The organism is Curtobacterium sp. MCLR17_039, from assembly GCF_003234745.1.
Taxonomy (GTDB): Bacteria; Actinomycetota; Actinomycetes; order Actinomycetales; family Microbacteriaceae; genus Curtobacterium; species Curtobacterium flaccumfaciens.
In genome coordinates this window covers 193,031-212,944 of sequence record NZ_QKTF01000004.1, presented here as the reverse complement: position 1 = coordinate 212,944, position 19,914 = coordinate 193,031, and the positions used below count along the sequence as shown (strand labels likewise).

General features: G+C 70.9%; 12 protein-coding genes. 5 read left to right on the top strand and 7 right to left on the bottom strand.

The genetic code is table 11. The features are described from left to right. Positions 1-109: 109 nt before the first annotated feature. Positions 110-3,604 (bottom strand): S8 family serine peptidase, encoded by a 3,495-nt coding sequence (locus DEJ00_RS06600; protein ID WP_146247887.1) that lies wholly within the window; start codon positions 3,602-3,604, stop codon positions 110-112. 307 nt (positions 3,605-3,911) lie between these two features. On the opposite strand from DEJ00_RS06600, the gene DEJ00_RS06595 reads away from it, so the two are divergent. From DEJ00_RS06595 to DEJ00_RS06585, 3 genes are read left to right on the top strand one after another with little or no spacing between them, the layout of a single operon-like run. Next, a complete protein-coding gene (locus tag DEJ00_RS06595; protein ID WP_111056790.1) occupies positions 3,912-4,574 on the top strand; it encodes a TetR/AcrR family transcriptional regulator in 663 nt (220 codons plus the stop codon). Then, the gene (locus DEJ00_RS06590; protein WP_111056789.1) at positions 4,571-5,341 is read left to right on the top strand and encodes a hypothetical protein; all 771 of its coding nucleotides are present in this window, start codon (positions 4,571-4,573) and stop codon (positions 5,339-5,341) included. The genes DEJ00_RS06595 and DEJ00_RS06590 overlap by 4 nt, the downstream gene beginning before the upstream one ends. Continuing rightward, a complete protein-coding gene (locus DEJ00_RS06585) occupies positions 5,338-7,419 on the top strand; it encodes a YhgE/Pip domain-containing protein (protein ID WP_111056788.1) in 2,082 nt (693 codons plus the stop codon). The genes DEJ00_RS06590 and DEJ00_RS06585 overlap by 4 nt, the downstream gene beginning before the upstream one ends. Positions 7,420-7,494: 75 nt before the next feature. Here DEJ00_RS06585 and DEJ00_RS06580 read toward each other — a convergent pair whose 3' ends face one another. Beyond that, positions 7,495-8,298, bottom strand: coding sequence for an NAD(P)-dependent oxidoreductase (locus DEJ00_RS06580; RefSeq protein ID WP_111056787.1), 804 nt, complete (start codon positions 8,296-8,298; stop codon positions 7,495-7,497). Between the two features lie 10 nt (positions 8,299-8,308). Continuing rightward, the gene (locus DEJ00_RS06575; protein WP_111056786.1) at positions 8,309-9,205 is read right to left on the bottom strand and encodes an endonuclease domain-containing protein; all 897 of its coding nucleotides are present in this window, start codon (positions 9,203-9,205) and stop codon (positions 8,309-8,311) included. Between the two features lie 249 nt (positions 9,206-9,454). Here DEJ00_RS06575 and DEJ00_RS06570 point away from each other — a divergent pair, with 249 nt between their 5' ends. Further along, positions 9,455-10,444, top strand: a complete 990-nt coding sequence (locus DEJ00_RS06570) for a LacI family DNA-binding transcriptional regulator (protein WP_027464994.1) — start codon at positions 9,455-9,457, stop codon at positions 10,442-10,444. Between the two features lie 103 nt (positions 10,445-10,547). Here DEJ00_RS06570 and DEJ00_RS06565 read toward each other — a convergent pair whose 3' ends face one another. The 3 genes from DEJ00_RS06565 to DEJ00_RS06555 form a co-directional block, all read right to left on the bottom strand. After that, positions 10,548-11,195 (bottom strand): TrmH family RNA methyltransferase, encoded by a 648-nt coding sequence (locus DEJ00_RS06565; protein ID WP_111056785.1) that lies wholly within the window; start codon positions 11,193-11,195, stop codon positions 10,548-10,550. 21 nt (positions 11,196-11,216) lie between these two features. Next, entirely contained in the window at positions 11,217-11,915 is a 699-nt protein-coding gene (locus DEJ00_RS06560; RefSeq protein ID WP_111056784.1) for a TetR/AcrR family transcriptional regulator C-terminal domain-containing protein, read from the bottom strand. A gap of 181 nt (positions 11,916-12,096) precedes the next feature. Continuing rightward, on the bottom strand, positions 12,097-15,558 hold the full coding sequence (locus tag DEJ00_RS06555; protein WP_146247886.1) for an SdrD B-like domain-containing protein: 3,462 nt from the start codon (positions 15,556-15,558) through the stop codon (positions 12,097-12,099). Positions 15,559-15,737: 179 nt separating this feature from the next. Here DEJ00_RS06555 and DEJ00_RS06550 point away from each other — a divergent pair, with 179 nt between their 5' ends. Next, entirely contained in the window at positions 15,738-16,535 is a 798-nt protein-coding gene (locus DEJ00_RS06550) for an HAD-IIA family hydrolase (RefSeq protein ID WP_027464991.1), read from the top strand. A gap of 78 nt (positions 16,536-16,613) precedes the next feature. On the opposite strand, the gene DEJ00_RS06545 is transcribed toward DEJ00_RS06550, so the two are convergent. Continuing rightward, on the bottom strand, positions 16,614-19,682 hold the full coding sequence (locus DEJ00_RS06545; protein WP_111056782.1) for a hypothetical protein: 3,069 nt from the start codon (positions 19,680-19,682) through the stop codon (positions 16,614-16,616). Between the last annotated feature and the right edge of the window lie 232 nt (positions 19,683-19,914).

The following is a 19,914-nucleotide window of genomic DNA, read 5'->3' as shown; positions in this document are numbered from 1 at the left end:
TAACTACCTGTCCTGTACACGCACCGGTGAGACGTGACTCCTGCACGAACAAGAGGTGCCGAGCCCGATCCGGGCCCGGCACCTCCTGGTCACCGTGTCGAACGGCGGATCAGCGCGCCACCTTCGCGGTCGGCGTCGACGTCGCCGTGCCGTCCTGGTAGCCCGTCGCCTTCGCGACGACCGTCACCGAGATCCGGTGCCCCGCGTCCGCGGAGCCGAGCGTGTACGACGAACCCGTGGCGTTCGTCACGGCCTTGCCGTCGCGCAGCCACCGGTACGAGTAGGTGACGCCCGTGCCGTCCCACTTGCCGTGGCCCGCCTTGAGCTTCGACCCGACCTTCGGCGTGCCGGCGATCGACACCCCGCTGCCCTTCTGGAGCTGCAGGGTCGGAGCCACCCAGGTCGCGGCGACACTCTGTGCCTGGCTGCCGACCGCGTTGCCGAGGTGGAGCAGCAGGACCCGGGCACTCGCGACACCGGGCGACCGGGTGACCTGGAGCGAGCCCCGGTCGGCGAAGACGACACCCGTCGACGAGCCCTGTGCGAAGGCCAGGGGCGGCTTCGCCGGGTTGAAGGCCACCGCGGTGGTCTCGTCCACGATCGACGAACCGCTCGTGGCCGCAGCCGGAGCGTAGGCCGACTCGGTCAGGACCGAGTACGTGAACGTCGACGTCGCACCGATCAGCGCGGCATCCACCGTCAGCACCTTCACCGTGCTGTCGAAGGTGTTGACGTCCTGGCCGGGCGCACCGCCGTTGAGGGGCTGCGCGTCCACGGTCTTGCCGGTCGCGAGGTCCACCGTCGTGGCGAGGGTGGCGTCGATGGTCGCCGACTTCGCGTCGTAGACCAGGTAGTCCGGCTCACCGTCGCGGTCCGTGTCGATCAGCACCTCGACGTTGGTCACGGCGCCGGGGTTGGCGTCGGGTCCCGCGGTCTGGATGCCGAACGCCAGCGTGCCGGAGGCCTTGTCGAAGCTCGCCCCGTAGGCCCGGACGTCCGCTGCCCGGAGCGACTGCGACGCCGAACCCTCCGCGAACGTCTCCTGGGGGTCCGTCCCGCCGAGCACGAACGGCGCGACCGCCGCGTGGTACCCCGTCGTCGCCGTCCCCTGGTCGACCACCCGGCCACGAAGCGGCAGGTCGGCGGTCTTCTGGGAGCCGGTGTACGTGATGCCCGCGCCGCGGACGGCGCTCACGGGCTTCGGCGCGACGTACGTGCCGACCCGCAGCGGATCGGTCGTGGTGTCGGTCGGGGTGAAGGTGACGAGCCCGGTGGCCGCCGCGACGAACTCGCGCTGGTACCCCTTCTGGACCGACTCCTGGGTGGGGTCGATGACCCGGCGGAGGGCCGTCGGGTCGGCGATCGTGAACGTCAGGTCCACGACGGCACCCCGGCCCGGCTGGACCGTGACGCGCTTGGTGCTGAGCGAGAACGCCACACCCGGCTGGGACACCCGAGGCTGGTAGGCCACGTCGTAGGTGTGCGCGGTCGAGCTGGTGTTCTCGACGAGCAGGGACCGGGTCTCGGTGGTCTTCTCGGCGACCTCGACGACACCGAACGAGGCGGTGACGAGCTGGCCGTTCTCGACGCTGCGGACCGTGGTGTCCGCCGTGACGGCCTGCAGCGCGTCGACGCGGCCGGTGCCCTGGCGGAGCAGGGTCGCGGTGCCGTCGCCGTCCTTGACGTCGTGCGTCGCCGTGTTCATCAGCGCCGCCTTCACCTGCGGGGCGGACCAGGTCGGGTGCGACTGGAACGTCAGCGCCGCGATGCCCGCGACGTCCGGCGTGGCCATCGAGGTGCCGCTCATCGACATGCGGCCGTCACCGGTGCCGTTGGCCGCCGAGATCACGTTGACCCCGGGGCCGGCGATGTCCGGCTTGACGATGTCGGCGAACGACCCGTGCACGCCACGGCTGGTGAACGACGCGAGCGTGTTCACGGCATCCGCCTCGATGGCGACCTCGAAGCCCTTGAGCTCGTCCGCGAAGCGCACGTGCAGGGTCCCCGCCTTCGCGGTGGCCTGGAGGCTCGCCACGCTCTTCGCGGTCAGCTCGGCCCCCGGGATGGTCGCGTTGCCACCGATGCCGGATTCGAACGTGTCGAGCGTGCCCGCCAGCAGGACGCCGACGCCGCCGGCAGCCTCGACGTTGTTGAAGCGCACGGCGGAACCGCACTCGAGCGCGGCGTCCGTCCACTTCAGCCAGACGACCTTGCCCGCGATCTCCGCGGCGTCAGCGGGGCTGAACGCTGCGCAGCCGTCGATGTTCGTGGTCGGGACGACGACGTCGCCCTCGACGGGCAGGGTGCCCTTGAAGTTGGACGAGTACTGCGAGCGGTAGGTCTTCGCGACGTCGGCCGGCGCGGTGACCTGGACGCCGTCGTAGAGCGACTGGCCGGTGGCGCTCGCGGCGACGGTGAGCGCACCCTCGGCGTTGCCCGGCGAACCACCGATGTCGGTGAAGTCGTCGGCGTTGCCCGAGGCGATCACGGGGAGCACGCCGCGAGCGGTCAGTGCGTCGATCTTGGCGTTGTCGGGGTCGTCCGGTGCGCCGTAGTCGGAGCCGAGCGACAGGTTCAGGACGTTGATGTCCTTGCCCTGGGTGAGCGCCTGGCCCACCCAGTCGAGCGCGGCACCGGTGACGTCGGTCGAGCCGCCGTTGTCGCCGAAGACCTTCAGGGCGTACAGGCCGGCCTCGGGCGCGGTGCCCGGGCCGATCCACATGTCCTGCACCTGCTGCGTCGTGAGCTTGGTGTAGTCGCCGTCGAACCGCTGCTTGTCGGCGGTCAGGCCGTAGCCGGCGATCGAGCCGGACACGTGCGTGCCGTGGTCGCCGCCCTTGCCGTCGATCGGGTTGTCGTCGGGAGCCGGCACCGGGTCGTAGGTGTTCGGGTCCGTCGGGTCGGCGTTGTAGGTCGCACCGGCGAAGTCGTACCCGCCGAGGAACTTCGACGCGTCGTACAGGCTGGGGTCCGGGGCGCCGCCGCTCGCGTTCGCCAGGGCCTGCTGGTACGCCTCGGTGGTGCCGGGGCCGCCGAAGTCGGCCTGCGTGTAGTCGAGACCGGTGTCGAGGACGGCGACGTTGACGTCCTTGCCGGTGTGGCCGGTCTGCTGCCAGGCGTCGAGCGAGCGCGTGTAGACGTCGCTCGCGGCGTTCTTCGGCGTGACGCCGTCGGCACCGGGGCGCACCAGGCTCGGGTCGACGCCCGAGGGAGCGGCGTCGGCGTTCTCGTTGACCGTCGGCTCGACGATCTTCTTCGGCGTGAGCGGGATGATGCTCTCGACGTCGGAGCGCTCCGCGATCTGCCGGAACGCGTCGACGTCGGCGACGACCGCGACTCCCGGGACGGTGTACTCGGTCGAGTAGAGCTCGGCCGCCTGGGCGTCCGCGCGCTTGACGGCCGACCGCACCGCGGCGACGGTGGACTGGATCGCCTCGACGCGGTTCTTGGCTGCGGAGGACTGGGTCCGCGACTTCGTCAGGTCCCCGCCCTTCGCCTTGGCGTCCACTTCGAGGGCGCCCTGGCCGGTCGTGCGCACGAACGCGGCGACGGTCTTCGTCGGCTTGGCGTCACGGAGCGGGGCGGAGAGCTTGAGGTCGGCCACCGAGATCCCGGCCGGAGCTGCGGAGGCCGCGCCCCCGACTGCGAGACCGCCACACGCGAGTGCCGCGACGGCGATGCCGGCGGTCAGGACGCGGGTGAAGCGATGGGGTGTTGGGTTCGGGTCGGGAATCGGTGTTGCACGGTTCAAAGAGGGCACTCCAGGCTCAGTCCGTGGTTCGCATGAGATTCCTGTGAAGCTATGCGTTCGTTCTCAGGCTGGACAGTCCGCTCTTTGGGGGACTCCCCTCGTCCGGGGGACGGAACCTGTTAAGTTGCACACCTGTGTGCACGTTATTACGATGGGGTGCGTGACCACCACCGAGCAGCCCTCGCGCGCGCCCCGCCGCGACGCCACGGAGAACCGGGCAGCCCTCCTCGACGCGGCGAAGACCTGCCTGCAGCAGGACCCGGATGCCTCGATCGAGACGATCGCCGCCTCCGCCGGCCTCTCGCGTCGTGCGGTGTACGGACACTTCCCCTCGCGCGACGACCTGGTGCGCGATGTCGTGACCGCCGGCGCCGCCCGGATCGCCGCCGCCATGCCCACCACCTCGGACCTGCAGGAGCTCCCGCCGGCCGCACGCCTCGCTGCAATCGCCGTGACGCTCTGGAGCGAGGTGTCGCACGTCCGCTCGATGGCCCGGGTCGCCGTGCGCAGCCCCTTCGCCGAACCCGTCGCCGAGGTGTTCGCCCCGTTGCGCTCGCAGGTGCGCCAGGCGTGCGCGCTCGGGATCGCCGACGGCGCCATGCGGGACGACGTCGACCCCGAGACCCTCGGCCGTCTGGTCGAGGGCGCGTGCATCGCCGTCCTCGACGAGGCCACCCGTTCCGGCACGAGCGACGAGGACGGACGGCGCATGGTGGTGGTGTCGGCGCTGGGCATGGCCGGCATCGACTGGCGCACCGCGCTGCTCTCCGAACCCGCTGCTCCCGCTCCCGCTCCCGCCCCTGCCCCGAAGGACCACGCATGACGCTCGAACTCGACCACGTCGGCATCGGCGAGGAGCCCGGCGCGCCCCTGCCCGTCGTCTCCGCCGTCGCCGCCCCCGGACGCCCGGGGGTCCTCGCCGTCGAGACCGAGCAGGCACCCGTGCTCGCGTCACTCGTCGCCGGTGGCCGCATGCAGCCCGACTCCGGCCGCCTGCTGCTCGACGGCCACGAGGACCCGGCAGCCGTCCGGCGCGCGTTCGCCCTGGTCGACACCCCCGGGGTCGCCGAGCCCTTCCCCGTCATGACCCTCAAGCAGATCGTGCGCGAAGAGCTCGCGTTCGCGGGGCAGCGCCCGAACCGCGAGCACGTCGACACCGTGCTCGACGAGCTCGGACTGCGGGACTACGTCGACACCGCCGTGCAGCGGGTGCCGACCGCCGTGCGCATCCGGCTGCTCGTCGAACTCGCCCTGCTCCGCGACGGTGTGACCGGCATCGTGATCACCTCGCCCGAGCGACACGGCGGCGCCGTCGAGGACTGGTTCCAGGTGGTCCGCGACGTCGCACGACGGGGCGTGACCGTGGTCCTCGTGACCTCGAAGGCCGCCGCCACGACCGTCGAGCACCTGCTCGGCACGATCGACACGCACGACGACGTCGCGACGCAAGACGACGTCGCGACGCACGTGACGCCCCAGACCGAGGACCCCGAGGACGTGGCCCGAACCGACGGAACCGAGCCGGGCCTCCCGGCCGCTCCTTCCGTCACCGAAGCATCCGCAACCGTCCCGACGGAGGCACAGAAGTGACCACCACCTCGCTCGTCCGCGCAGAACTCGCGCGGCTCACCGCGACCCCGCTCGCACGCCTGGCGTTCATCGCGCTGATGATCGTGCCGCTGCTGTACGGCGGCGCCTACCTGTGGGCGAACCGCGACCCCTACGCGAAGCTCGACCAGATCCCCGCCGCGATCGTGAACCTCGACGCCGGCGCCACGCTGGACGGCGAGCACGTCGACTACGGCAAGGACGTCACGAAGGAGGCCATCGACGGCGCCGACTTCAAGTGGACGAAGACGAGCGCCGCCGATGCCCGCTCCGGCGTCCGGAACGGCACCTACGACTTCGTCGTCACCATCCCGCACGACTTCTCCGAGCACCTGGTGTCCGCGCAGTCCGACGACCCGACGCAGGCGAAGCTCGTCATGACGACGGCCGACACGAACTCGTACCTGGCCTCGACCATCGCCGAGCAGGCGGGCAAGACCATGCGCACCGCCGTCGCCGAGCGCGTCGGCAAGCAGGCGGCGAAGACCCTGCTCGTCGGGCTCGCCGACGTGCGGGACAGCCTCGGCGACGCCGTCGACGGGGCCGATGAACTCGCGTCCGGAACCGCCAAGGCGGACTCGGGCGCGCACCAGCTCGCCGACGGCACCGGCAAGCTGTCGTCCGGTGCGGCGCAGCTCGCGTCCGGCACGGCCGACCTGCCGTCGCAGACCCAGCAGCTGAACAGCGGGGCGCAGCAGGTGGCGTCGGGGGCGTCGACCCTGGCGTCCGGGCTGGCCAGCGCGCAGCAGCAGACGGCGGCGCTGCCGTCGCAGACGCAGCAGTTGAACAGTGGGGCGCAGCAGGTCGCGGCCGGCAACAAGCAGCTCGCCGACACGGTCGACTCGTACAGCGCCGACGTCGAGTCGCTCCGACCCCTCGACGCCGAGACCGTGATCTCGGGCATCACCGACAACCTGCCCGAGGGTGTCGAGCTCACCGAGGAACAGCAGGCTGCCCTGCAGTCGACCGTCACCGACGCCGTCACCCGGGTCAACACCGCCGGCGCCTCCGCGAAGAGCACCTACGAAACGACGAAGTCCTCGGTGGACAAGCTCCGTGACGGCTCCGCACAGGTCGCGGCCGGCACGTCGTCGCTCGCCTCCGCGGCGCCGACGCTCGCGTCCGGCATCTCCTCGGCGGCGAACGGGGCATCCACGCTCGCATCGGGGGCCGCCCAGGTGGCGGACGGCACGTCGAAGCTGGCCTCGGCCGCTCCGACGCTGTCATCCGGTGCTTCGCAGCTCGCGACCGGTGCGAAGACCGCCGACCAGGGCGCGTCATCACTCGCGTCGGGGCTCGACAAGCTCACGACCGGGTCGTCGAAGCTCGCGTCGTCGCTCGACGAGGGCCGCACGAAGATCCCGGCGTCGAACGCCTCGGAGCGTGAGTCGCAGGCCTCGGTCATCTCCGACCCGGTCAAGGTCGGGGACGACAACGTCGCCGCCGCGTCGAACTACGGTGCCGGTCTCGCGCCGTTCTTCATCTCGCTCGCGGCCTGGATCGGCATGTACGCGCTGTTCCTCATCCTCAAGCCGATCTCCAAGCGTGCGATCACGGCGGTGCGGAAGCCCCTCGCGGTGGTGTTCGGCGGCTGGCTGACCCCGGCGCTCCTCGGCCTGGTGCAGATGGTGGCGCTGTTCTTCATCGTGCGCTTCGCCCTCGACCTGAACGTGGTGCACGTCGGCGGCACGATCGGCATCATGGTGCTGGCCTCGGCGACCTTCGCGGCGATCATCATGGCGCTCAACGTGCTGCTCGGATCGGTCGGGCAGTTCCTCGGCCTGGTGCTCATGCTCGTGCAGCTCGTCACCGCCGGCGGGACGTTCCCGTGGCAGACGCTGCCGGGGCCGTTGGCGGCGCTGCACTTCGCGTTGCCGATGACGTACTCGGTCGACGCGATCCGGCAGACGATGTACGGCGGGAACCTCGGCGCCGCGTGGTCCGACGCGGGCGTGCTGCTCTGCTGGCTGCTCGGGGCGCTCCTGGTGTCCTTCGTGGTCACGGCGCGGCAGACCCGTTCCCGCACGCTGCGCGACCTGCGCCCGAGCCTGATCGGGTAGCGGGCGCGGGCGCCGCGCGGCACGCTTCGTGAGCAGAAGAGGTCGGGTGACATCAGGTCACCCGACCTCTTCTGCTCACGAAGTGCGTTCGCCGAGCGGCTGGTGCACCATCCCACCGCCGAGGGTGCGCAGGTCGTCCGTCGGCAGGGCCGCACGGGCGTCCGCGTCGAGCACTGCGGACGCGTCGTCGAGGGGGTGGAACCCGATGCGCTCCCCGGCGGACAGGTCAGCCGGCGACCCGGTGTTCCGCGACAGGGCCCAGACCACGTGGTGCCCGGGATCGCGGAGCGCTACGGTCGCGAGCACCAGGCGCGTCAGGTCGTCGGGCGAGGTCCACGTGAGCAGCCCCCGGGTCGTCGGCGGCAGCGCCCCGAACGCACCGATCCGCGCGGACACGATCGACATCTCGTACCGATCGGCGAACAGGCTGCCGAGCAGTTCCATCGCCGCCTTCGTCACGCCGTAGTACGTGTCCGGACGGGGCAGCCGGTCGCCGGGCACGCTCCCCGGCTGGTCGAGGGGTTCGGGCACCAGCCCCACCGCGTGGATCGAGCTGGCCTGCACGACCCGGAGCACCCCGGCGGCGGCCGCCCGTTCGAGCACGTTCTTCGTGCCGGTCAGGTTCGCCGCGATCAGGTCGTCCCAGGCAGCCTCGGTCGGGATGCCCGCCAGGTGCACCACGGTGTCGACCCCGGCGAGCGCATCGTCCAGCGCTGCCGGGTCGTTCACCGAACCGGGCACGAACCGTTCCCCGGCGACGATCGGATCGTGGGGCCGCTGTTCGTCGAGCAGCACGAGGTCGTGTCCCGCGGACCGCAGTCGAGGACGCAGGGCGCTCCCGATCCGACCCGCGGCTCCGGTGATGAGCAGCGTCGCCATGCCGCGGACGCTACCCCCGGCGCGCGAGCAGCGACCTCAGGTGTGCGACCGCGCCGAACGCCGGGGTGTCGAGGTCGGACTTCGTCCACCGGACGACCGCCCAGCCGACTCGTTCCATCTCGCGGTAGCGGCGGAGGTCACGGCCCCACTGCTCGGCATCGGTCCGGTGGTGGTCACCCTCGTACTCGATGACGATGCGCTGCTCCGGGTAGGCCAGGTCGACACGGCCGACGAACCGACCGTCTTCGTCGAGCACGTCGACCTGCAGGTCGGGCTCGGGCAGCCCCGCGCGGACGATCGCCAGCCGTGCTCTGGTCTCCTGCGGCGACCCGGCACCCACCCGCACGAGCCCGAGCGCCACGCGCAGTCGTCGGACACCCGATCGCGCGCCCGCCAGGGCGACGGCGGCAGCGAGGTCGTCGATCGTCGTCCCGCACCGTCGTTCCGTGACGATGGCGTCCCCGAGTACGACGAGCTGGTCGACCGAGAGCACGGCACCGCAGTCCACCCACAGCGCCGCGGGCGTGCTCGTCGGCATCCCCCACCGCTCCGTCACCCGGGCACGGTCCGGTGTGATGCGGTGCCCGACGACCCCGCGGCGGCGCGGTTGTGCGATCGGCACGGGACTCGTGACGTGCACCGGTCCGTCGTCGGCGAACGGGACCGGCAGCTGCCAGAGGACCGCCGCCGAGACGTGACTGATGAACTGCCCGGGAACCAGGACCGGCCGGAACGCCCGGATCCGGTGGACCGGGTCGGGCGGACGGTCACGTGCCCATCGGATGGACCGGGTCGGCAGGATCAGGTCACGCCGTCGGAGTCGTTGCCGGGAGACGCCCAGGCGGTCGGCGGCACCGACGTCGAACGTGCGCCCGCGCAGCGGTGTCGGAAGTGGTCGTGCTCGCATGACCACCACGTTCGCGCCCCGCGCCCACCGCCTGCGCGCCGAACGCGACTTCTGTGCACAGCGCACCCCGGGCCTCCCGTGTGGAGGACCAGCCACGCGCAGATCGTGAGCAGAAATGGTCGGGTCGCCGCCCCGCACCCGACCATTTCTGCTCACGAAGCGAACCGCGACCCCACCACGACCCCGCCCGGCCCATGTCACGTCAACCGCTACGATCGACGCACGAGCCAACGGAGGTCGAAGCGCATCATGGGAGACGGCAAACCCGCGACCATCTACGACGTCGCCGCACGCGCCGGGGTCTCGAAGTCCCTCGTCTCCCTCGTGCTGCAGCGCTCCCCCCGGGTCAGCGACCAGCGCCGGGCCGCCGTGCTCAAGGCCATCCAGGAACTCGACTACCGCCCGTCCACCGCGGCCGTCTCCCTCGCCGGCACGCGCAGCCGCACGATCGGCGTGGTCCTCGACGACTTCCGCAACCAGTGGTTCGTGGACCTGCTCACCGGCCTGCGCGAGAGCCTGCAGGACCAGGGACACCGGCTCGTGGTCGCCGACCGGTTCCTCAACACGGGGCTCGATGCCTCTCCGGTGGAGGGCTTCCTCTCGATGCGCGTCGAGGGCATCGTGATCGCTGGCGAGCCCACCACGGACCTCGCGATCCCGGCCTCGATGCCGCTCGTGATCGCCGGCGGCCGGGTCGCGATCCCCCGTGCCGACACCGTGGCGAACGACGACCACGCCGGTGGCGGCATCGCGGCGCAGCACCTGCTCGACCTCGGCCACACCCGCCTCGGGTTCGTCGGCGCGAGCTCGGCGGCCTCGGCCGAACGCCAGGCCGGGTTCGCGCAGGCCGCGGCGGCACGCGCGTCCGTCGTCACGACGGTGCTGCCGGGCGAACCCACCGAAGAGGCCGGTTCCCGCGCCCTCGGCATGCTCCTCGACGAGCACCCGGACGTCACCGCGGTCTTCGCCGCGAACGACGTGATGGCCCTCGGCGCCCTGTCCGAACTCGCCGAACGCGGGTTGCGCGTGCCCGAGGACGTCTCCGTCATCGGGTACGACGACACCCCGGTGGCCGCGATGCGCTACGTCGGCCTGACGAGCATCGACGACCGCAGCGTCGAGATCGGCCGCGGCGCCGGCGAGCGCCTGCTGGCCCGGATCGCCGATCCACGGATCGCTGCCACGGAACTCCTCGTCGAACCCCGTCTGGTCGCGCGCCGCACCACCGCCGCGCGCTGACGGGGCAGCCCGGACTCCGGCCTGGAGGCCCGACCTGCCTCCGCCCCGCCCGCTTCGTGAGCAGAAATGGTCGGGTTCAGGGCCCGTGCCCGACCTTTTCTGCTCACAAAGCCGCGCCGGGCAACTCCGCGTGCTGGACGACCCAGCTGTGCATGACGATCGCCGCGGCGGCCGACGCGTTGATGCTCCGCGTCGACCCGAACTGCGTGATCTCCAGGTGTGCGTCGGCACCGGCGACCGCCTGCTCGGTCAGCCCGGGGCCCTCCTGCCCGAACAGGAACACGCAGCGCTCCGGGATCGTCGCGGTCTCGATGCGCTCGGCACCGGGGGTGTTGTCGATGGCGACGACGGGACGCTGTTCCTCGGACATCGCGGCGAGGAACGCCTCGACGTCGGGGTGGTACCGGACGTGCTGGTACCGGTCGGTGACCATCGCCCCGCGCTTGTTCCACCGGCGTCGTCCGATGATGTGCACGGTGCCGGCCAGGAAGGCGTTGGCGCTCCGCACGATCGACCCGATGTTCAGGTCGTGCTGCCAGTTCTCGATCGCCACGTCGAACGCGTGCCGGCGGGTGTCGAGCTCGGCGACGATCGCGTCCATCGACCAGTACCGGTAGCGGTCGAGCACGTTCCGGGAGTCCCCCGCGGCCAGCAGCTCCGGGTCGAGCCGCGGGTCGTCGGGCCAGGGTTCCGGGTGCGGCCCCACCCCGTTGGTCGTCAGCTCGTGCGACGGTTCGGGCGCTGTGGTCACCCGACCAGCGTACGGCCGAGGTCAGGCGGTGCGCGCCGGGTGGTCGATGCGCGACTCGATGCCGGCGATCAGGATGTCGAGGCCGAGCGCGAACCGGTCGTCGTAGGAGTGCTCGCCGAGGATCTCGCCCACCAGCCGGTGCCGCTCGGGGCGTCCGGCCTCGGAGTCCCCGCGCCCGACCTGCACCCCGGCGTGCCCGACCACGAAGTCGTAGACGACGAAGAAGGCGTACATCGCCTCGGCCGGCGGCAGTCCGGCGTCCTGCAGGGCACCGACGACCTTCGCCACGACGGCGTCGGACTCGGTCGAGGCGAGCGGGGCGCGCTGGCTGTGCGACTCGAGCACGAGCGGGTGGGTGCACATCAGGTCGCGGAACGTCGTGGCGAAGGTGCGGACGACGGCGTGCCACTCGTCCGGCCAGACGAAGGTCGCGGTGAACTCGTCGACGGTGCGGCGGACGAGTTCGGCGTGCAGGTCGTCGAGGCCGCCGATGGTCCGGTGCACGGTCATCGGGGCGACGCCGAGCCGCACGCCCAGTGCCCGGAAGGACAGGCGGTCGAGGCCGTCCTCGTTCGCGATGGTCGTGGCGGCGTCGATCACCTGCTCGCGGGACAGCACGTTGGGGCGGCCCCGGCGTCGTCGCGGCGTCACCTCGAGCTCCGTCTCCGACACCGGAGTGGGTCGGGGCGCGGTGGACGGGGTTCCGGGTTCGACGAGCACGAGGGGGCCTCCTTGATTCGGTACGTGTCCCGAAAAGCGTAGGGCAAAAGCCGACCGCGGTTCGGTGTCTCGACCATCTCGGGTCTGGCAGCAGCGCGCAAGAGCCGCTCCGGGCCTCCCGGCCCTTTCTGAGCGGACCGTCAGTGGGGCCGCGGCGACTGCCTCGCCGCGGCCCCACTGCTCAGCGCTGGCTCGATCCGCGGGTGCGACGTCTGCGCGCCGCGAGGAGGCCACCCAGGGCTAGGAGCAGCACCGCTGTCACCGCCGCCAGTCCGAGTCCGTCGGCTCCGGTGAACGCCAGTCCGCCGCGTGCCGGGCCGCGGGATCCGTCGCCGGTACCCGCCGCCTCCGCGTCGTCACGGCCGCCGGGTGTTCCCGAAGACCCGGCATTCCCGGCATTCCCGGGATGTCCGGGCGTGCCGGGCACTCCCGGGCCACCTGGCGTCACCGGCGGTCCGGTCGGTGTCTCCGCTGCGGGCAGGAGCCCCGCGTCGACGGTGCGGTCCTGTTCGATGTGCTCGAGCTGGCCCTCGTCGGAACGGATCGCGGCGAGTTCGACGGGGGCGGTCACGCCGGAGGCGTCGGCGTCGGAGTCGATCGCGCGGTCGTCGCCGACGAGCTCCTTCGTGAACTCCCGACCGTCCGGTGCCGTCCAGTGCACGCTGTACGAGCCGGGGCGCAGGTCGTCGAAGGTGTACTCGCCGTCGCCGTTCGTGGTGGTGGTCCGGCGCACGGCGTCGCCGCGGTCGTCCGAGCCGGTGAGGCGGACCGAGACGTCCGCGATGCCGGCTTCGTCGTCGTCCTGCAGACCGTCGCCGTCCTCGTCGGACCACACGAAGTCGCCGATCGAACCGGCCACGACGGTGACCGTCGCCGGGTTGGACTGGACCGGGAGCGCGAGGTTCGAGGCGCGGAGGCCGAACCGGTTCGTGTACGCGTCACCGTCGCGCTGGCCCGCCGTCGCGACCACGACCCGGTGTGTGACGGTCTCGCCCACTCCCACGGGGGCGGTCCGCAGGATGCGCGCAGCCGTGACGTCCGCGAGCCCGGCGGGGCACCCCTCGGTGCCGAACGCCGACGCCGAGCACCAGGTGGTGGTGCCACCAGCCTGGTTCGACGGGTCAGCGGCGTCGAGCACGACGTCGCGCGGGTCGCGGCTCGTGTAGCGGACGCGCTCACCGGCTGCGGCGGCGACCGCGATGGGCTCGGCGAGCCCGACCGTGCCGTGGAAGGTGGAGTTGCGGGTGTCCCCCCGGTACGGAAGGACGTCGATGACGTCCAGCCCGTCGATCGGGGTGGCGTCGATGTTCGTGTACCCGAGGTCCCACTCCAGGTGGTCCCCCGACACGACGACCGGCTCGACGGCGGTCTTCTCGACGCCGACCCCGCCGGTGGCGACGACCTGGACGGCGCGCTGGGCGTTGCGGAGGGCCTGCGGCGACTTGTCCGTCGGCGAAGCGATGTCCGTCACGTTGGTGATCGCCCCCGCCGGGGCGAGCTTCGAGACCGCGGCGGTGTACGTGATCGGGTCGATCGCCTCGTTCGGCCGGACCGCGGTCGTCCAGGTGAGACGCTGGACGTCGTTGCCGTCATCGTCCTTCGTGGTGTCGATCTCCGGCACCTCGGAGGCGCTGCCGGCGACGTAGGTCACGTGGTTCGGCAGCACGTCCCGCACCGTCACGGAGGTCTCCTTCCCCGTGGTGTTGCCGTTCGTGAGCGACGGGTACAGGGCGTAGTCGACGGTGTCGCCGGCGACGGTGAAGGTGGTCTCGTCGGGGGTGTCGGCCGCGTCGTGGCCCGGGTCGACGATCTTCTTCTGGATCCGGGCGAGGTTCTCGGTGAGGATGACGCTGTCGGACAGGGGACCGGCACCGAGGTCCGCGTCGGACCAGACGTCGTGCGCCCAGCGCTCCGAGCGGTCACCGAACCACGCGTGACCGAAGTCGTAGGCCCGCGTGCCGTCCGCGGCGTCCTCGGTGGTGACGTAGCTGTAGAGCGTGCCGTCACTGCCACCGGGGACGTCACCGGTCGCGCGGACCGCTCCGACGGCGTCGATGCCGCCGGGGACGTCTTCCGGCTGGTCGTACCAGGGGCCGTCCTCGTCGTCGCAGGTCGCCTTCTGGCCCGCGGAGGGAGCGGTCATGTCGTACGCGGCGTACTGCACCTTCGCGCTGGTCATGCCGCTGGTGAACGCCGCGACCCCGCCGCCGCCGACGCGGGTGACGTGCTGCGTGTCGCGGTCGAAGGTGTCGCAGAGGATCGCGTTCTCGAACGACGCCAGCCCCCTGTTGGAGGCGCTGACGTCGCTCCGGAGCAGCGTGCCCGGGGTGGCCCACGGGTCGCCGTCGCGAGCAGAGCCCCGCTCGACGGCCTGCCCGTCGCCGATGACCCGGAGGAGCCGCTTCTGCGCGGAGCCGTCTGCGTACTCGAGGACGTTGCGCTCGGCGGAGTTGTCACCCGTCGGTTCCGTGCCGCCGGGGAAGTTCGGCGCTCCGCTGACGGACGTGGTCTGCAGCGGCGTGAAGGTGTTGACCGACTCGACCGAGGTCCCGGTCGGAGGGTTGCGCATCCAGAGGCTGATGTAGCCGCTCACGAAGTAGGGCTTGGCGCCGCCGGCGATCGGCCCGTTCGTGAGGCTCCTCGAGGGGACGTGCTCGGGGTCCGTGACCGTCCCGGTGATCGTGACGTCGACCGCCCGGCCGGGGGCCGACTGCTCGCAGGAGAACGCACCGGAGTCCGTGACCGCTTGCTCGCCGCCGCCGCTGCCGCCGGGCAGGCCGCCCATCCGCCAGTCACCCGGCTCGTTCGGGCCGCAGACTGGGTTGCCGCCGTTCCACAGGACCGCATCGGAGGGCACGGCGCCGAGGATCCGGGAGAGGTCGTCCGCGAACGTCATCGGGCCGGCGCTCTTCTCGAACCCGAGGAGCCCCTGTCCGGGCACGAGCGGCTGCCAGTCCACGGCGATCGGGTAGATCAGCTGCAGCCCCTTCGTCGTTCCGTCCGGACCGGTGACGTCGGTCCGGAGCGATGACGCGTGGACGTTCTTGCTTAGGTTGTAGCGCGCGGCTGCGGACACGGTGACGGCGTCGGCGACCGCGGTGGCGGTCCCGTTCTCGGCTTCGTCCGCGGTGGCGGTCACCGGGACGGCGATCGTGTCGCCGTTCTGCAAGTCACCCGAGACGCCCAGGACGATCGACACGAAGACCGTCCGGCCTTCTCCCAGCGTGCCGATGTTGCAGGTCAGCACGGCCCCCGAGATCGCCGAACCCGGGCCGACGCAGATGGTCGGGACCCCTGCCCACGACGTGCCGGCGGGGGCGGTCACGGTGAAGCGTTCGTTCGTGCTGGTGCCGTCGTTCGAGTTGAGGGAGACGCGGTACGTGACCGCGTCCATCGTGCGGACGATGCCGTTCTTCTCACTCGCGTCGCCACCAGCGCCGTCCGTCGGGGTGAAGGGGCCGTTGCCGTCCTTCGTGACGTCGATCGCGACGGCCACCGTGCTCTGCGGCGCGGCGGATGCGGTGCCGCCGGGTGCTTCCGGCTCGCTCGCCACCACCGGGGCGGTCGGCAGGGCAAGACCGAGGACGACGCCAGCGGTGGCCAGGGTCGACACGGCGATGCGCGCTCTACTTCGAGATCGCATGGGTCTCCTTGTTCTCGCGAGGCTGATGTCCCGCAGATCGTCGGGACGAGAACCGCCCCAACAGGCAGCGTACGCACACATTGCATGCCACATCGATTATTCATGTTCTGAATATCGCTGATGGTGATTGTCGAGCCCGGGACGGTGGGCGCGAACCCCCGCGCAGTAAGGTGAGGCCCATGGCGACCCGAGACGATGTCGAGTGCTGGCTGACCGACATGGACGGCGTGCTCGTCCACGAGAACCAGGCGCTCCCCGGCGCCCCGGAGCTCATCCAGCAGTGGCTCGACGACGGCACCGAGTTCCTCGTGCTGACGAACAACTCGATCTTCACGCCGCGCGACCTCAGCGCCCGGCTCCGCGGCTCGGGCCTGCACGTGCCCGAGGAGCGGATCTGGACGAGTGCGCTGGCAACCGCGGACTTCTGCAAGTCACAGATGCCCGGCGGCTCGGCGTTCGTCATCGGCGAGGCCGGCATGACGACCGCTCTGCACGAAGCCGGGTTCATCATGACCGAGACCGCTCCCGACTACGTCGTCGTCGGCGAGACCCGCAACTACTCGTTCGAGGCGATCACCAAGGCCGTCCGGCTCATCCGCGCCGGCGCCCGCTTCATCGTGACGAACCCCGACGCCACCGGCCCGAGCGCCGAGGGGGTCCTGCCGGCGACCGGCGCCATCGCCGCGATGATCGAGAAGGCCACCGGCAAGCAGCCCTACGTGGTGGGCAAGCCGAACCCGATGATGTTCCGCTCCGCGATGAACCGGATCGGGGCGCACTCCGAGAACACCGGCATGATCGGCGACCGCATGGACACCGACGTGCAGGCCGGCATCGAGGCGGGGCTGCACACCGTGCTCGTGATGACGGGCATCAGCGACCAGGCGGAGATCGACCGGTACCCGTTCCGCCCGAGCGAGGTCATCTCCGGCGTGCACGAGCTCGTGCGCACCGAGCCCTTCGAGGTCGAGCTCTAGCGCAGGGCGAACGAAGTCACCCGGAACCGCACGTCGTACGGCCCGGGTGACTTCTCACACCGCGATCTCTCGGACCACTCAGACCTCTCGACGGCGACGGCGCAGCCAGACCGCCAAGAGCATCACGGCCCCCGAGCCGAAGACGCCCAGGGCGATCGCGACCGTCCGTGCGATGTCCGCCCCCGTGTACGCCAGGTCGGCCGGCAACGGTGCGACGACGAACCGGGCCTCGACCTCGTTGGACCGCACCTCCACGGCACCTCGAGGACCCACGGCCCCGTCTTCGCGCGCCACCGAACCAATCGCGACCGCTTCGAACAGGACGTGACCGACGGTGACGTCGCCGTCGGTCACCTGACGCGGGGTGCTCGCAGTGCACGCGGTCTGCTCACCGGGGGCGAGCTCCTCGGCTCGGCAGGTGATCACACCGGCCTCCACGCTCTGGACCGAGATCGAACGGGCGACCAGGTTGCTCGTGTTCGTCACCTCGTAGGTCGACGCGATCTCGTCGCCGGATCGCACCGGTTTGCCGTCACTCGGCGTCCAGGCTCCTTCGAGGAACAAGGCCGAGCGTGCATCGAGGCCGACCGTGACGGAGTCGTCCGCCGTCACGGACTCACCGTTCGGGTCCTTGCCGCTCGCGGTCTCGATGAACTCGACGGCCCCGAGCTCGATGTCGTCTTGCGTGAGGGCATGGTCGGGCACCGTGCACGAGGTCGATCCGCCGGGCACGAGCGGTTCCGCGGAGCAGGTGACGGCGAGCTCGGGCCGATCCTGGATCGCAGCGCCGATCTCCTTGAGCGTCGTGTTGCCGGTGTTCGTCACCGTGACAGCGACCTCCACCGAGTCTCCCGCAGCGGGAACGTCGTGCTCCGACGACGCGAGGTTCGCCGTGATCGAGGTGGACACACTCGGCACCTGGCGAAGCGTGACCGTGTCGTCGTCCTCAGCGTTCACGGTGCGACCGTCCGGAGCGATCCCGACCGCACGGTCGGAGAACACGATGCTTCCGCGGTCGATGTCGTCTTGCGTGAGGGCATGGTCGGGCACCGTGCACGAGGTCGATCCGCCGGGCACGAGCGGTTCCGCGGAGCAGGTGACGGCGAGCTCGGGCCGATCCTGGATCGCAGCGCCGATCTCCTTGAGCGTCGTGTTGCCGGTGTTCGTCACCGTGACAGCGACCTCCACCGAGTCTCCCGCAGCGGGAACGTCGTGCTCCGACGACGCGAGGTTCGCCGTGATCGAGGTGGACACACTCGGCACCTGGCGAAGCGTGACCGTGTCGTCGTCCTCAGCGTTCACCGTGCGACCGTCCGGAGCGATCCCGACCGCACGGTCGGAGAACACGATGCTTCCGCGATCGATGTCGGCCTGCGTGAGGGCATGGTCCGGCACCGTGCACTCGACCCTGTCCGTCGGTGCGAGCTCGTCCTGCGGGCAGCTGACCCCTGCGCCCACCAGACCCGGCATCGTGACCGCCACGTCGTGCAGCGTGACGTTCCCGATGTTCGTTGCGGACAACCGCAGCTCGACCGGGAGGCCCGGAACCGGCATGTCAGTCGCTTCGAGGGTCGCAGAGACTGAGGTCCCGATCGCCGGAGCGGACGCCGTGGTCGGCTGCGAAGCGGAGTCCGTGGCTTCGACCTCTGCACCGAGGGGCGATCGTGCGGTAGCACCGACCTCGTCATCGATGTGCCCCCGGTCGATGTCCGCCTGGACGACACGACGGGACGGCGTGGCACAGTCCGTCGACGCGCCAGGGGCGAGGTCGTCAGCCTCGCAGACGACGACACCGTTGGTGCCCTCGACCTCGAGCCCGGTCACGGGGAGCGCCCCTGCATTGGTGACGCGCTGTGCGAACGCGATTCCTTCACCGAGATCGGCCACCGCATCGCTGCTTCCGCTGAGGACGGGACGGTCCTCGACGACGAGCTCGTTCTGCTCGGGCAGGAACGTGATGCTCGCGGTCTCGGGCAGGTCGATCCCGGTGTGGTCGTTCACCGTGTCGGCACCGATCGAGTAGGTACCCGCCGTTGTCGATGTCACGTCGACCGTGACCGTGCAGGAAGCTGCCCCAGCGGCGAGCCCACCCGAGACAGTGACCGTCGACGAGCCCCCATCCGCCGCGACATCGGCTTGTGCGCAGGTGGTCTCGGCACGCGGGTCGGCCGACAGCACGAGGTGGTCCGGCAAGGTGTCCGAGAAGGACCAGCCCGACTTCGCACCGTTCTCGGACGTGTTCTGCACGGTGAACGTCAACCGTGCGGACTCGCCGACGAACGGAGTGGTCCCGTCGAATGCGTTCGCGAGACGCGGTGTGGCGTCGTACATCGTGACACCGTCGATCGCTCCGTCGTTCCCCGAGAAGTTCCCCTGCCGGTTCCGCATCGTCCAGCCGACCGCGTCGTTCGAGACCAGCAACGCTGCATCAGCGACGAAGTGTCCCCCGCGGACCTGGTGCCCACCGACCGAGTACGCCTTGGTCCCCGCAGTGGTGCACGGGTCGATCGCGGAATCGGTGACGGGACGCTCTCGCCCGCCGTCGACGAGGGAGAACACGAGCGACGGGTGGGCGAAACCGCTGCACGCCGACGCGGCGGCATCGACTCCGAAGGAGATGAACCGGTCGGTGCCGCCGATCGGGACGTCGCGCACTGACCCGACTTGCACACTGCCCGGCGTGGTGGACCGGTCCCAGGTCCAAGCGCTGACGGCGTGGTTCGTGCGTGGGTCCCCACCGTTGATCTGGCCGAGCACGTAGGCGAGTTCGCCCACACTCCCCTGGTCGCTGTGACAGGTCGGCGCGGTCGGCGCGACGAAGTTCGTGACGATGCCGTTGCACTGCGCCGCGCTGACCCACTCGGGGTCGGCGCGGTACTTGACACCGTTCAGCCCCACGTACTGGGTGAGGAGCATCGTGGAGGAGCCGACTCCCTGCTCGAAGTCCTCGCTGAAGATCACCTTCGGAGCAGAGCCGCTCGCGGACTTCGCGCCGTCCGCAGCCGGTGGGACAGCTCCGGCTCGCGGCAGTTGCACCTCGGCATGCGCGCCGGCGGCGGTCAGCGACAGTCCGGCCGTGATGGTCGCAGCGACGGCCAACAACGCCGACCACCGTTTCCAGGCTCCAGCGCCCTGTGGCGATGTCATCGGTCTCCTTCAGGTCTTCGTCCGCGCATGCGCTCGGACGGGGGCTCGCGGACGATCGACGGATAGTCCATGCAACATTTTACATTCCTTATTGCAAGACGCAATCCCACGGAGGCGGGTCGCCCTGGTGACGATCGGGTGAACAGAACCGTTCCGCGGTGAACGACGGGAAAACTGCCGCGCGGGCGACCCTAGGGTTGCCCTGGGCAGGGCCAAAGTGGCTCTGATCAGG